This is a genomic window from Photorhabdus caribbeanensis, from assembly GCF_018448885.1.
Lineage (GTDB): Bacteria > Pseudomonadota > Gammaproteobacteria > Enterobacterales > Enterobacteriaceae > Photorhabdus > Photorhabdus caribbeanensis.
In genome coordinates this window covers 1-13,889 of record NZ_RCWB01000013.1, presented here as the reverse complement: position 1 = coordinate 13,889, position 13,889 = coordinate 1, and the positions used below count along the sequence as shown (strand labels likewise).

16 protein-coding genes are annotated in these 13,889 nt (G+C 43.7%); 14 read left to right on the top strand and 2 right to left on the bottom strand.

Annotated features, from left to right (window positions below):
• The first annotated feature begins 449 nt into the window (after positions 1-449).
• Positions 450-1,340, top strand: coding sequence for a LysR family transcriptional regulator (locus EAE90_RS10705; protein ID WP_040149005.1), 891 nt, complete (start codon positions 450-452; stop codon positions 1,338-1,340).
• A gap of 208 nt (positions 1,341-1,548) precedes the next feature.
• Here the strand turns inward: EAE90_RS10705 and EAE90_RS10700 are convergent, their stop codons facing one another.
• Positions 1,549-3,474: an ABC transporter ATP-binding protein gene (locus EAE90_RS10700; protein ID WP_214053481.1), complete on the bottom strand. Its 1,926-nt coding sequence runs from the start codon at positions 3,472-3,474 to the stop codon at positions 1,549-1,551.
• A 122-nt stretch (positions 3,475-3,596) separates the two neighbouring features.
• Between EAE90_RS10700 and kefG the strand changes: the two genes are divergently transcribed.
• The 4 genes from kefG to slyD all read left to right on the top strand — a co-directional run bounded on the left by kefG (position 3,597) and on the right by slyD (position 6,849).
• Positions 3,597-4,148, top strand: a complete 552-nt coding sequence (gene kefG, locus EAE90_RS10695; protein ID WP_036779977.1) for a glutathione-regulated potassium-efflux system ancillary protein KefG — start codon at positions 3,597-3,599, stop codon at positions 4,146-4,148.
• 2 nt (positions 4,149-4,150) lie between these two features.
• On the top strand, positions 4,151-5,995 hold the full coding sequence (gene kefB / locus EAE90_RS10690; RefSeq protein ID WP_214053480.1) for a glutathione-regulated potassium-efflux system protein KefB: 1,845 nt from the start codon (positions 4,151-4,153) through the stop codon (positions 5,993-5,995).
• Positions 5,979-6,182, top strand: a complete 204-nt coding sequence (locus tag EAE90_RS10685) for a YheV family putative zinc ribbon protein (RefSeq protein ID WP_214053479.1) — start codon at positions 5,979-5,981, stop codon at positions 6,180-6,182. The genes kefB and EAE90_RS10685 overlap by 17 nt, the downstream gene beginning before the upstream one ends.
• Before the next feature lie 88 nt (positions 6,183-6,270).
• The gene (gene slyD, locus EAE90_RS10680) at positions 6,271-6,849 is read left to right on the top strand and encodes a peptidylprolyl isomerase (RefSeq protein WP_214053478.1); all 579 of its coding nucleotides are present in this window, start codon (positions 6,271-6,273) and stop codon (positions 6,847-6,849) included.
• 103 nt (positions 6,850-6,952) lie between these two features.
• Here slyD and EAE90_RS10675 read toward each other — a convergent pair whose 3' ends face one another.
• Complete coding sequence (locus EAE90_RS10675) at positions 6,953-7,171, bottom strand: protein SlyX (RefSeq protein WP_214053477.1); 219 nt, start codon at positions 7,169-7,171, stop codon at positions 6,953-6,955.
• 265 nt (positions 7,172-7,436) lie between these two features.
• Between EAE90_RS10675 and fkpA the strand changes: the two genes are divergently transcribed.
• The 9 genes from fkpA to EAE90_RS10630 all read left to right on the top strand — a co-directional run.
• Positions 7,437-8,201 (top strand): FKBP-type peptidyl-prolyl cis-trans isomerase, encoded by a 765-nt coding sequence (gene fkpA, locus EAE90_RS10670; protein ID WP_214053476.1) that lies wholly within the window; start codon positions 7,437-7,439, stop codon positions 8,199-8,201.
• Positions 8,202-8,508: 307 nt separating this feature from the next.
• Positions 8,509-9,234, top strand: a complete 726-nt coding sequence (locus EAE90_RS10665) for a helix-turn-helix transcriptional regulator (RefSeq protein ID WP_214053475.1) — start codon at positions 8,509-8,511, stop codon at positions 9,232-9,234.
• A complete protein-coding gene (tusD, locus tag EAE90_RS10660; protein ID WP_214053474.1) occupies positions 9,234-9,629 on the top strand; it encodes a sulfurtransferase complex subunit TusD in 396 nt (131 codons plus the stop codon). The genes EAE90_RS10665 and tusD overlap by 1 nt, the downstream gene beginning before the upstream one ends.
• A gap of 9 nt (positions 9,630-9,638) precedes the next feature.
• The gene (gene tusC / locus EAE90_RS10655) at positions 9,639-9,998 is read left to right on the top strand and encodes a sulfurtransferase complex subunit TusC (RefSeq protein ID WP_214053473.1); all 360 of its coding nucleotides are present in this window, start codon (positions 9,639-9,641) and stop codon (positions 9,996-9,998) included.
• Positions 9,999-10,018: 20 nt separating this feature from the next.
• A complete protein-coding gene (gene tusB / locus EAE90_RS10650) occupies positions 10,019-10,306 on the top strand; it encodes a sulfurtransferase complex subunit TusB (RefSeq protein ID WP_214053472.1) in 288 nt (95 codons plus the stop codon).
• Between the two features lie 135 nt (positions 10,307-10,441).
• Entirely contained in the window at positions 10,442-10,816 is a 375-nt protein-coding gene (gene rpsL, locus EAE90_RS10645) for a 30S ribosomal protein S12 (RefSeq protein ID WP_011144815.1), read from the top strand.
• 97 nt (positions 10,817-10,913) lie between these two features.
• Complete coding sequence (gene rpsG / locus EAE90_RS10640) at positions 10,914-11,384, top strand: 30S ribosomal protein S7 (protein ID WP_011144816.1); 471 nt, start codon at positions 10,914-10,916, stop codon at positions 11,382-11,384.
• Between the two features lie 81 nt (positions 11,385-11,465).
• Positions 11,466-13,574 (top strand): elongation factor G, encoded by a 2,109-nt coding sequence (fusA, locus tag EAE90_RS10635; protein WP_036813535.1) that lies wholly within the window; start codon positions 11,466-11,468, stop codon positions 13,572-13,574.
• 71 nt (positions 13,575-13,645) lie between these two features.
• On the top strand, positions 13,646-13,889 hold a 244-nt coding region (locus tag EAE90_RS10630; protein ID WP_246551096.1), incomplete at its 3' end, for a GTP-binding protein.

Here is a 13,889-nt window from a genome sequence, read left to right as displayed (position 1 = left end):
ATTGCGTATTTTATGATATATCATCATTTATAGATAATAAATACCTCTATATTATCGCTGATTTTTCCTGTGTTATTTAAAAATTAAGGCTAATAGCGATGTTTTCATAATGATATTCACCAGATATATTTATCTACCTTGTGTGGTAGCGAATGTATGTCACAGGATGTATAGGGATAGCTATAGGTAAAACACCTAAAAAGCGTAAAATTCATTATATTTTAAAGCGTTTAATTTAGATGGATTATTTAGTCATTTACCTCAGGGAATAGAAAGGAATTATGGTAAAAATAAAATTTTGTCAACATTTTTATAATAAATTAATTGATCATCTTATAATTGTTGTTTAATCTCTGTTTAATTAATTTCAGTTAAGTCTAAAATATTTAGGCTATTGTTGAAATAATAACGCAAGCAAAGTTTGAAAGATAAACCCGAATGGTGGAGATATGGATATACGTAATCTCAAAGCTTTTATCGTGTTGGCTGAAACACTTAATTATCATCAGGCTTCTCAAATACTACATATTTCACAACCTGGGCTGACTAAGAAAATTAATGCGCTGGAAGAAGAGTTCGGGGCTTCTTTGTTTTCCAGAGGGCCGAATGGTACTAGATTGACTGATTTTGGGCAAAAGACCTTTGAGAATGCTCAGAAGTTATTGGGTCATTTTGAGCAGTTTCAGACTCAGGTGAATCATGATTTGCAATATGATTCGCCACATTACCTCTATGTTAGCTCTTGTTTTCCTATTTATGATTCCGGGAAAATGGAAGAGCGGCTTTTTCTAGGTAGTAAGGAAAAAGTGGTACTTGTGCTAATGACGGGGCTGACATTTGAGCAGCAAATGAATCTATTAAACTCAGGTCTATTACATATCGCTATTGTTCCTTTACCGTTAACTTCATCACTTATGCCAAGGAAGATTTTTACTGAAAAACTCGTTTATCTTTTTAAAAAAGGCAGTGATTGGAATCAGAATTTTGCTGAGTTAAATAAGGAAATAGCATCATTATATAGCCTTGTTGATACTGGTGAGAGTAATATATCGATTGATTTTACCGATGGTATTAATACATTTTCTATTTATAATAATAATATGAATTTAATGTTAAGAACTAATGATATTATGGTCATGATTGAGTTGATCATTAAACGCAATGGTTTTTCTTTAGTGCCGGAAAAAGTTATTCGCTCAATTCCATCACAATATCTGGATTCATTAGAGGTGTTGAAAACCGATATGGAGATTGATTTTGGTATCTTATGGAGTCCTGTTATCGATTATGAGTTGGTAAGTGAAGCGGAATTATTTTCTTCATTAATCGATAATATGTGAATAAGAAAGATAGCTGTTATTTATATAGGGAGTGGTTATATTGAAATTGTGCAGTGATATTATTGTGGATAAAGATGAAATATATATGGGGTATTATGGTCGGATTTATCTATTGCTGTTTTCAATGAAATAATATGAATATTATTGAAAAATAAAGCGGATTACTTTCTCCGCTCTATTTTTATTAAATGATAATGTATTAAATCATTTATCCTTCAAACTCTTGCGTCATTTTTTCAAGTTGTTCCTGAATTTCCATCCATGCTAATTCAATTGCTTCCAGTTTTGATTTGGTCTGATTCTGTTTTTGCAGGTATTCAGTCAATTCGGTTTTACGGCTGTTATCATAGATAGCGCTGTCTGAAAGTTGGTTTTCTAGTGCAACTAGCTCGTTACCCAGTTTCTCCATCTGTTTTTCCAGATCAGCAAGCTGTTTGCGCAGTGGTTGCGTTTGGTTACGGAAGTCAGCTTGACGCCGTTTTTGATCTTTTCTTTCCTGAGCGCTTTGGCTGGATGTCTCTTTTTCCTTATCGTTGTTTTCACGTAATTGCTGATTTTGTTGACGTTGTTGATCTGTCAGCCATTGTTGATAATCTTCTAAGTCGCCATTGAATGATTCTACCCGGCCATCATGAACCAGATATAACTCATCTGTTGTTGAACGTAATAGATGTCGGTCGTGGGAAACCACCACTAACGCACCGTCAAAGTCGATCAAAGCTTCTGTCAGTGCTTGACGCATATCCAGGTCAAGATGGTTTGTTGGTTCATCAAGCAACAGAAGGTTAGGGCGTTGCCAGACCATTAATGCCAAAACCAAACGCGCTTTTTCTCCCCCGGAAAAACGCCCACTTGGGTCGGTCACTTGATCGCCTTTGAAACCAAAACCCCCCAGATAATCCCTCAGTTGCTGCTCTGTTTCCTGTGGCGCAATGCGGACTAAATGCTGTAATGGTGATTCATCAGCACGCAAATATTCCAGTTGATGCTGGGCGAAATATCCCAGTTTAATCCCTTTAGCTAATTCTACCGTTCCACTCTGAGATTGCAGTTCTCCAGCTAACAGTTTAATCAACGTGGATTTACCCGCGCCATTACGGCCCAGCAGACCAATGCGGGAGCCGGGAACCAGATTCAGCTTGATGGAATTTAAAACAGTCCGTTCACCATAGCCTGCGCTGACTTTTTCCATTTTCAGGAGTGGGTTGGGCAGACTCTCAGGTTTACGGAAACTGAAATGAAATGGGTTATCAACGTGGGCAGGAGAGATCAACTCCATCCGCTCTAACATCTTGATACGGCTCTGAGCCTGTTTAGCTTTGCTGGCTTTGGCTCGGAAACGGTCAATATAACTTTGCAGGTGGGCGACTTTCTCTTGCTGACTTTTATAAAGAGCCTGTTGTTGCGCCAGCTTGGTCGCGCGTTGGCGTTCGAAAGATGAGTAGTTGCCGCTGTACTCAAACAGCGATTGTTGCTCTATATGGAGGATCTTATCGGCAATAGGGTCGAGAAAATCCCGATCATGGGAGATAAGGATTAATGTCCCGGGGTAGCTTCTCAGCCATTTTTCCAACCAGATAACCGCATCCAGATCAAGGTGGTTAGTCGGTTCATCAAGCAACAATAAGTCAGAACGGCAGAGTAGTGCCTGAGCTAGATTGAGGCGCATGCGCCATCCGCCGGAAAAGGCGCGTACAGGTTGATCGAGTTGCTCTTGAGAGAAACCTAAGCCGTGCAACAAACTTGATGCTCTTGAACGGATCGTCCAGGCTTGAACCGTGTCCAGTTGACTGTGTAGGTGAGCGATCAGATTACCGTCATTTTTTTCATTGGCTATCCGCAGTTGTTGTTCCAGTTGGCGGAATTCACGATCACCATCAATAACATACTCCAGAGCAGGTATTTCCAAGGCAGGCGTTTCTTGATTCACCCAAGACAGCGCCCAGTTACTGGGAAAAGTGAATGTTCCTGCTTCCGCTTGAAGTTCATTTTTTAATAATGCAAGTAGGGTAGATTTGCCACAGCCATTTTTCCCTACCAGACCAACTTTCTGCCCGGGATTAATAGTGGCGCTGGCATTATCCAGCAAGACACGGGTTCCGCGACGAATTTGTAATGAAGAGAAAACAATCATAAGTATCGTTTGTATAAAATATGTTAAATTAGCAGTAACAGATAATAAGCGTCTTAATTTTATCACTTTGTATGCATGTTAACGGAAAATACGTGTCCTGACACGTTCTTGAGGAGGGAACGATGTTACAGCCGCCTAAAGTCCTGCTGCTGTATGCCCATCCTGAGCCACAGGATTCAGTAGCAAATCGTGTTTTGTTACAACCTGTGCAGGGTTTAGAGCATGTTACGATTCACGACTTATATGGAGCTTATCCAGATTTTTTTATTGATGTTCATTATGAGCAGCAACTGCTTCGAGAGCATCAGGTGATTGTTTTTCAACACCCACTGTATACCTACAGTTGTCCCGCTTTATTAAAGGAGTGGATGGATCGTGTACTGACTCGGGGGTTTGCCAGTGGTATTACTGGATTGGCATTACAGGGAAAATATTGGCGTTCAGTGATTACTACAGGGGAACCGGAAAGCACTTTCCGGGCCGATGGGTATAATCTCTATCCAATGGAAGAGATCCTTCGTCCTTTTGAACTCACCGCAGCGATGTGCCGTATGCATTGGTTATCACCAATTATTGTTTATTGGGCGCGTCGCCAAAAACCTGAACTTCTTGCCATCCATGCTAATGATTATCGTGAATGGCTCAAATCGCCATTGTCATTAGGAGGGCTATAGTTATGGAGCATTCAGCGCAATTGAGCGCCGGTGTATTGTTTTTATTTGCTGCCGTTGTGGCAGTGCCAATCGCACAGAAATGCAAGATTGGAGCAGTATTAGGTTATTTGTTGGCAGGGATTGTCTTGGGCCCGTGGGGGTTGAGCTTTATCAGGGATGTTGATGATATTCTTCATTTCTCTGAGTTGGGGATTGTTTTCCTGATGTTTATCATCGGCCTTGAGCTTAACCCCGCTAAACTCTGGCAACTCAGACGATCTATTTTTGGTGTCGGTGCGGCTCAAGTTATTTTCACGGCGAGCGTGCTGGCGGTGTTGCTATATCTGACCGATTTTTCATGGCAGGCGGCGGTTATTGGTGGTATCGGTATGGCGATGTCCTCAACGGCAATGGCTCTGCAACTCATGAAAGAGAAGGGCATGAACCGCAATGAAGGTGGGCAGCTTGGTTTCTCGGTTTTGCTATTTCAAGATATGGCGGTAATCCCGGCTTTGGCATTGATTCCGCTGTTGGCAGGTGGAACAGCATCCAGTGACTGGTATCGAATAGCGCTAAAAATTGCTGCTTTTGCTGGTATGTTGCTCGGTGGCCGTTATCTGTTACGCCCGTTGTTTCGTTTAGTCGTCAGAGCTGGAGTGCGTGAACTATTTACCGCGGCGGCGTTACTGGTGGTACTCAGCTCAGCGCTATTTATGGAAGCGCTCGGTTTTTCTATGGCACTGGGAACCTTTATCGCCGGGGTATTACTGGCAGATAGCGAATATCGCCATGAACTGGAAATATCCATAGAACCGTTTAAAGGATTACTGTTGGGGCTGTTTTTTATTTCGGTCGGTATGTCTCTGAATCTGGGAGTACTACTAATACATTTGTCCGAAGTATTACTTGGTGTGCTGGCTTTGGTGATTGTGAAAGGCATTGTGCTGTATCTGATCGCAATGATTGCTGGCTTGCGGGGGGCATCCTGCCTGCAATTTTCCGGCGTACTCAGCCAAGGGGGAGAATTCGCCTTTGTTCTGTTTTCTGCCGCACTGAGCCAGAATGTGCTCAATAGTGGACAGATGGCTTTGTTGCTGGTCGTAGTGACGATATCGATGATGACAACGCCGCTTGTCATGCAATTGATAGATGCTATTCTGGCACGTCGTTATAATGCCCAAGATGAGACGGATGAACAGCCCTTTGTGGAAAATGATGATCCGCAGGTGATTTTAGTGGGTTTTGGCCGATTCGGTCAGGTAATCGGTCGTCTTCTAATGGTGAACAAAATCCGTATAACGGTGTTAGAACGCGATGTCAGTGCTGTGAGTACGATGCGGCGTTATGGCTATAAAGTTTATTATGGCGATGCGGCTGAATTGGAGCTGTTACGTTCGGCAGGTGCGGATAAAGCCAAAGCGATAGTCATCACCTGTAATGAGCCGGAAGATACCATGATGATCGTTCATTTATGCCAGAAACATTTTCCGAATCTGCATATTATGGCGCGAGCCAGAGGACGCCTGGAAGCGCATGAACTGCTGCAAAATGGAGTAAAAAATTTCACCCGTGAAACTTTCTCCAGCGCTTTGGAACTGGGACGTAAAACCTTAGTTGAATTGGGAATGCATCCGCATAAAGCTAATCGTGCAAAACAACATTTCCAGCGGTTAGATATGCGGATGCTGAGAGAACTCATGCCGCAGCTACAGGGAGATGTGGCTCACATATCTCGTATAAAAGAGGCGCGGCGGGAACTGGAAGAGCTGTTTGAACGGGAAATGCTGAATGAACGTCGCCAACCGGATGGTTGGGATGAGCATGAATACATGAATAATAGCGGAGCAAATCATGTCAGTAAGTCGTAAAAGATTTATTGCTGGTGCTGTCTGCCCAGAATGTCACTCTCAGGACACACTCGCAATGTGGCGAGAAGATCAGGTTGATGTGGTGGAATGTGTCCATTGTGGTCATCAACAACGTCAGACTGATGAGAAAGTGGCTTCTCATGTCAGAAAGCAGGAGCAGGTTATTGGTATTTTTACCCCACAGTAATTATGTGAATATTAGCGTGAGTGAGTACAGAGACTGAAAATTCCGCTACAATCGGTAAAAATTTTTAGACCCACGGGTAGGAGATGTCATGAAAGTAGCAAAAGACTTGGTAGTCAGCCTGGCTTATCAAGTAAGAACAGAAGATGGTGTTTTAGTTGATGAGTCGCCGGCGAGTGCGCCGTTGGACTATCTGCATGGCCGTGGTTCATTGATTAGCGGTTTGGAAAAGGCGCTGGAAGGCCGTGAGGCGGGTGAGAGTTTTGATGTCAGCGTACAGGCTGATGATGCTTATGGTCAGTATGATGACAATCTGGTTCAGCGTGTGCCAAAAAATGTCTTTGTTGGTGTTGATGAACTGGAAGTTGGCATGCGTTTCTTGGCTGATACCGATATGGGACCAGTACCCGTAGAAATTACAGCGGTTGAAGACGAGCATGTTGTGGTTGATGGTAATCATATGCTGGCTGGTCAGAATCTGAAATTCAATGTTGAAGTCATCGCCATCCGTGAAGCGACTGAAGAAGAATTGGCTCATGGTCATGTTCATGGCGCTCATGGTCATGAACATGGCGAGGGAGGCTGCTGTGGTGGTCATGGCCATGATGACGGTCATCATCACCATCATGATGAAGGACACGGATGCTGCGGTGGCGGCAGTTGCCACTGATAAGCTAAAGCGGATAGTGCATTTTTAATATTTAAAAAAACGGGGCAAGTTTGGAATATTCAGTTTCGATACTTGCCCTAGTTTATTGTAATTTAACGTCTTTCTAGTAATGAGGCGGAGGCGTTTCCTCTGATGGTGAAGCGACCATTGAGGGTTGAGTGGCTTTTAATCGTTCTGTCATCAACCGCAAATGCTCTTTTAATCTAGCTATCTCCATTTGTTGCTTAGTCACTACCTGATTTAATTCTTCGATAGTTATGTCTTGAAAGGCAATTCGACTTTCCAAATGCTCAAGCCGTTGCTCAAATTTTGACAGTTCCATGATCTACCTCCCATGTCAGGCCCTTATTGCCAGTGTTAAATGCCTCATATTAATTAATATTAGCCTACTATGCCCAGAATATTCTGTGAAATGCGGTTATTATGAAACCTCTTGTCATTTATGTTGTCTTAATTAAGTTTGGGGCACTAAAACAGCAAATATTGTTTTTAACAAACATTGTGTTGTGCTCCTGTAGGCAGTTATAGTGACTTGATTGCATAACTTTTGCTGACGATAAAATCCCCCAAAGCTATTGGAGAAACAGATGAAATCATTGTTTAAAGTTACCCTGCTTGCTACTACATTAGCGATGGCTTTCAGCGCCCCTCAGGTGTTGGCGGCTAAAGCAGATAGTCAGAGTAGCACAGAATTGAACAGCGCATTTAAAACAGAAGATCAGCAAAACGCTTATGCTCTGGGCGCATCTTTAGGGCGTTATATGCAAAACACCCTGAAAGAACAGAAATCTCTAGGTATCCCATTGGATAAAGATCAGTTGTTATCGGGTGTGCAGGATGCTTTTAATGATAAGAGTAAACTGACTGACAGCGAAATTGAAAATACGCTGCGTGCATTTGAAGGTAAAGTGAAGTCTGCCGCTGAAGCTAAGATGGAGAAAGAAGCTCGCGAGAATGAAGCTAAAGGCGCTAAATATCGTGAAGAGTTTGCTAAGGAAAAAGGCGTCGTTAAGAGCAAAACCGGCCTTTTGTATAAAATAGAGAAGGACGGCAGTGGTAAGAAACCTGCGGCAAGCGACACAATAGTTGTGAACTATCGGGGGACATTGATTGATGGTAAAGAGTTCGATAGTTCCTATAAGCGTAATGAGCCGCTTTCTATTCGCTTGGATGGCGTTATCCCTGGCTGGACAGAAGGTTTACAGAATGTGAAAAAAGGTGGAAAAATTAAACTGGTTATTCCACCAGAGCTGGCCTATGGTAAAGCGGATCTGCCAGGTATTCCTGCAAATTCTACATTAGTATTTGATATTGAGTTGTTGGATATTAAAGCGGATACCAAAACTAAGTAAGCTGTTTGCTAAATATCTTTGATGAATACGGATAAAACCGTTGGTAGAGATTCTGTCAACGGTTTTTTGTTACTGAAAGCTGTGATAGAGACCAAATGTCTGAGTAGCAATGGCTTGACGATGATGTCATGTGGTTTTAACGTCAATAATTCATGTGAATGCAAAGATCTTTGATTAAGATCTCTGTTAAGCTGCAACAATTGAGTTTTCACAAGAAATTTTTATAGGTTTATCACGTTGTGTTTTTAGCAAGACCACGTTGTATTTTTAACAAGACGTTGTCTGCGTTTGAAGGATGGTGTATTGAATGTCTAACCCGTTATTATCTGGTGATATCAGTGATGTCGATTTACTGGAAAACCAACCGTTTACTGAAACGGACCACGAAATTTTAAAATCTTATGAAGCCGCAGTCGATGGCTTGGCTATGCTGATTGGTGGGCATTGCGAGATTGTCCTTCATTCATTGGAAGATCTTAAATGTTCAGCCGTCAGAATAGCCAACGGAGAACATACAGGTCGTAAAATAGGTTCACCGATTACTGATCTTGCGTTGCGCATGTTGCATGACATTACAGACGAAGATTGTAGTGCATCTAAAGCCTATTTTACCCGGGCGAAAAGCGGTTCATTGATGAAGTCAGTTACGATTGCGATCCGCAACCGGAATCGCCGAGTGATCGGCCTTCTGTGCATTAATATGAATCTTGATGTTCCTTTCTCTGAAATTATTCAGACATTTATTCCAGAGGAAACACATGATGTCGCACCAACAAATGTAAATTTTGCTTCATCCGTGGATGATTTGGTTGCGCAAACGCTGGAATATACTATCGAAGAAGTCAATATTGATCGCAGTGTATCCAATAATGCCAAGAACAGGCAGGTGGTTCTGAATCTCTATGAGAAAGGCATTTTTGATATTAAAGATGCAATCAATCAGGTTGCCGAGCGTTTAAATATTTCTAAGCATACGGTTTATCTCTATATTCGCCAGTTTAAAAATGGTGAATGTTTAGGGCCTGAGCGGTAATGTCTTCGTTGTCTTATTGTCTGCTGGTCACGGGGCCTGCATATGGCACCCAACAAGCCAGCAGTGCTTACCAATTCGCGCAAGCCCTGATTACGATGGGGCATAAACTTAATACCGTATTTTTTTATCGGGAAGGGGTTTATAACGGCAATCAGTTGACTGCGCCAGCCGGTGATGAGTTTAACTTGGTTAGCGCATGGCAAGCGATGGCGAAGGAGCACCGGTTTAGCATGCATATTTGTATTGCCGCTGCCCTGCGCCGTGGCGTTCTTGATGCTCAGCAGGCGAATGAGTTGAATTTCCCGGTAGCAAACCTAGCGGAAGGGTTTGAACTAAGTGGATTGGGAACACTGGCTGAAGCGATGTTGACTTGCGACCGTGTGGTGCAATTTTGAGAGGCAAAAATGAAAAAAATTGCTTTTGTCTTCACTAAAGCGCCTCATGGTAATGCAGGAGGTAGGGAAGGTTTAGACGCATTGCTGGCAACTTCGGCATTAACAGAAAAGATAGGTGTGTTTTTTATTTCTGACGGCGTACTCCAACTACTACCGGATCAGCAGCCTGACAGAATTCTCGCCAGAAACTATATCGCTACTTTTAAAGTGTTGCCTTTGTACGATATTGATGAATGTTATTTGTGCCAGGAAGACTTGACAATGCGCGGGCTAAGCTCAATCAATCGTTTTGTTCTGGATACGAAAGTGATACCCGCAGCAACAATTCGTGAGAAGTTGGTTGACTATGATGTTGTGCTGACATTCTGAGCTGTTGGAAGGACAATAATATGCTATATACTGTTGGCCGATCGCCTTATCAATGTGATTTCAATGCGATATTCAGGCTGTTTGCCCGTGGTGATGACATCCTGTTTATTCAGGATGGCGTACTGGCAGGAATTGAAGGTAATTGTTATTTGCCGACTCTGATCAGTTGTGGTGCTGCCTTGTATGCGCTGAAAGAAGATATTGAGGCGCGAGGGTTGAACGAACAGGTTTCAGACAAAGTGCAAGTGATCGACTATACTGACTTTGTTAACCTGACGGTAAAACATCATCAACAATTCGCCTGGTAGTTGAGAAAAGACTGTATATTTCTTGACACCCTGACGAGTCAGCCATAAAATTCCGCGTCCTCGTGTTTTGCCGTTGGGCAGACAAGAGATTTAATCCGTGTTTACGAAGCAAAAAAACCAGGAGTTTTTTTAATAATGGCAACTATTAACCAGCTGGTGCGCAAACCCCGTAGCATGAAGGTTGCAAAAAGCAACGTTCCTGCTCTGGAAGCTTGCCCGCAGAAGCGTGGCGTATGTACTCGCGTATATACCACCACCCCTAAAAAACCAAACTCTGCACTGCGTAAAGTATGTCGTGTGCGTTTGACTAATGGTTACGAAGTTTCTTCTTACATTGGTGGTGAAGGCCACAACTTGCAGGAACACTCCGTAATTTTGATCCGTGGCGGTCGTGTTAAAGACTTGCCAGGTGTGCGTTACCACACTGTTCGCGGCGCACTGGACTGTTCCGGTGTTAAAGACCGTAAACAAGGTCGTTCTAAGTACGGTGTGAAGAAGCCAAAAGCTTAATGGTTCTCCGTTAAGTAAGGCCAAACATTATTTACTTTAATGTCAAAATAAACTCGTAGAGTTTTGGACAACCCTGAATTCGAAACGGAGTATTTCCATGCCACGTCGTCGTGTAATTGGTCAGCGTAAAATTTTGCCAGATCCAAAGTTCGGATCTGAATTACTGGCCAAATTTGTCAATATCCTGATGGTAGATGGTAAAAAATCTACTGCGGAAGCAATTGTATATAGTGCGCTTGAGACCCTGGCTCAGCGTTCTGGTAAAGAACATCTGGAAGCGTTTGAACTTGCATTGGATAATGTGCGTCCAACCGTGGAAGTTAAGTCCCGCCGTGTTGGTGGTTCTACTTATCAGGTTCCAGTTGAAGTTCGTCCGGTTCGTCGCAATGCGTTGGCAATGCGTTGGATCGTTGAAGCTGCTCGTAAACGCGGTGATAAATCTATGGCCCTGCGCCTGGCGAACGAATTATCTGATGCAGCCGAAAATAAAGGCACTGCTGTTAAGAAACGTGAAGACGTTCACCGTATGGCAGAAGCTAACAAGGCGTTCGCACACTACCGTTGGTAATCCCATCGTAGTGATGATGCCCTGGGTGGCTGCTCTGCCACCCAGATTTACATTGAACGTCCTAGGATATAGAGGAATCAAATGGCTCGTACAACACCCATTGCACGTTACCGTAACATCGGTATCAGTGCACACATCGACGCCGGTAAAACCACCACTACCGAACGTATTCTGTTCTACACTGGTGTAAACCATAAGATCGGTGAAGTTCATGATGGCGCTGCTACTATGGACTGGATGGAACAGGAGCAGGAGCGTGGTATTACCATCACCTCCGCAGCAACAACTGCTTTCTGGTCAGGTATGGCTAAGCAGTTTGATGCGCACCGTATCAACATCATTGACACCCCAGGGCACGTTGACTTCACTATCGAAGTAGAACGTTCCATGCGTGTTCTTGACGGTGCCGTAATGGTTTATTGTGCGGTTGGTGGTGTTCAGCCACAGTCTGAAACCGTATGGCGTCAGGCAAATAAATATAGAGTTCCACGTATCGCGTTCGTTAACAAAATGGACCGTATGGGAGCGAATTTCTTACGTGTTGTCGAGCAGATCAAAACTCGCTTGGCGGCAAACCCAGTACCTCTGCAATTAGCCATTGGCGCAGAAGATGCTTTCACCGGTGTTGTTGACTTGGTGAAAATGAAAGCCATCAACTGGAACGATGAAGATCAGGGCACTACCTTCACTTATGAAGATATCCCGGCTGATATGCAGGATCTGGCGGAAGAATGGCGTAACAATTTGATTGAAGCCGCTGCGGAAGCATCAGAAGAGCTGATGGAAAAATACCTTGGCGGTGAAGAACTGACTGAAGAAGAGATCAAAGCTGGTCTGCGTCATCGTGTTCTGACTAACGAAATTATCCTGGTTACTTGTGGTTCTGCATTTAAGAACAAAGGTGTTCAGGCAATGCTGGATGCGGTTGTTGAGTACCTGCCAGCACCAACGGATGTTGAGTCTATTAAAGGTATTCTGCCAGACGGTAAAGATACGCCGGCAGAGCGTCATTCTGACGACAACGAACCATTTTCGGCACTGGCGTTTAAAATCGCGACCGACCCATTCGTTGGTAACTTGACCTTCTTCCGTGTCTACTCTGGCGTGGTTAATTCCGGTGATACCGTTCTTAACCCAGTGAAAGACAAAAAAGAGCGTTTTGGCCGTATCGTTCAGATGCATGCTAATAAACGTGAAGAAATTAAAGAAGTTCGTGCAGGTGACATCGCCGCGGCGATTGGCCTGAAAGATGTGACTACCGGTGATACTCTGTGTGATATCAACGCGCCAATTATCCTGGAGCGTATGGAATTCCCAGAGCCAGTCATCTCTGTTGCTATCGAGCCAAAAACTAAAGCTGACCAGGAAAAAATGGGTATCGCTTTAGGTCGTCTGGCTCAGGAAGACCCATCATTCCGCGTGTCTACCGATGAAGAATCTGGTCAGACTATTATCGCTGGTATGGGTGAGCTTCACTTGGATGTCTTGGTTGACCGTATGCGTCGTGAGTTCAAAGTTGAAGCGAACGTCGGTAAACCTCAGGTTGCTTACCGTGAAACCATCCGTTCTACTGTTGAACAAGAAGGTAAATTTGTTCGTCAGTCTGGTGGTCGTGGTCAGTTTGGTCACGTATGGCTGCGTATTGAGCCAATGGAACCAGGTGGCGTAGGCTATGAATTCGCTAACGAAATCGTTGGTGGTGTTGTTCCTAAAGAATATATCCCGGCAGTAGATAAGGGTATTCAGGAACAAATGAAAAATGGTGTTCTGGCCGGTTATCCGATTGTTGACGTTAAAGTGGCGCTGTTCGATGGTTCTTACCACGAAGTTGACTCTTCTGAAATGGCGTTCAAAATCGCAGGTTCTATGGGCTTCAAAGAAGGCTTTATGAAGGCGAAACCAGTTCTGCTGGAGCCTATCATGAAAGTTGAAGTTGAAACACCAGAAGACTACATGGGTGACGTTATCGGGGACCTAAACCGCCGCCGTGGTATGATTGACGGTATGGAAGATATGACTACCGGCAAAATCGTACGTGCTCAGGTACCATTATCTGAAATGTTTGGTTATGCTACTGACCTGCGTTCTCAGACCCAAGGTCGTGCTTCTTACTCTATGGAGTTCCTGAAGTACAATGAAGCGCCGAGCAACGTCGCTCAGGCTATTATCGAATCTCGTAAAGCTAAATAAGTTTTTCGGGTTTAATATCTAGATTCAGCTCCCTCCCCGATGATGAGGGAGCGATATTAAGGAATAGAGTCGTGTCTAAAGAAAAATTTGAACGTACAAAACCGCACGTTAACGTTGGTACTATCGGCCACGTTGACCACGGTAAAACAACCCTGACTGCTGCTATCACTACTGTACTGGCTAAAACCTACGGTGGTAATGCTCGTGCATTCGACCAAATCGATAACGCGCCAGAAGAAAAAGCGCGTGGTATCACCATCTCTACTTCTCACGTAGAATACGATACCCCAAGCCGCCACTATGCGCACGTTGACT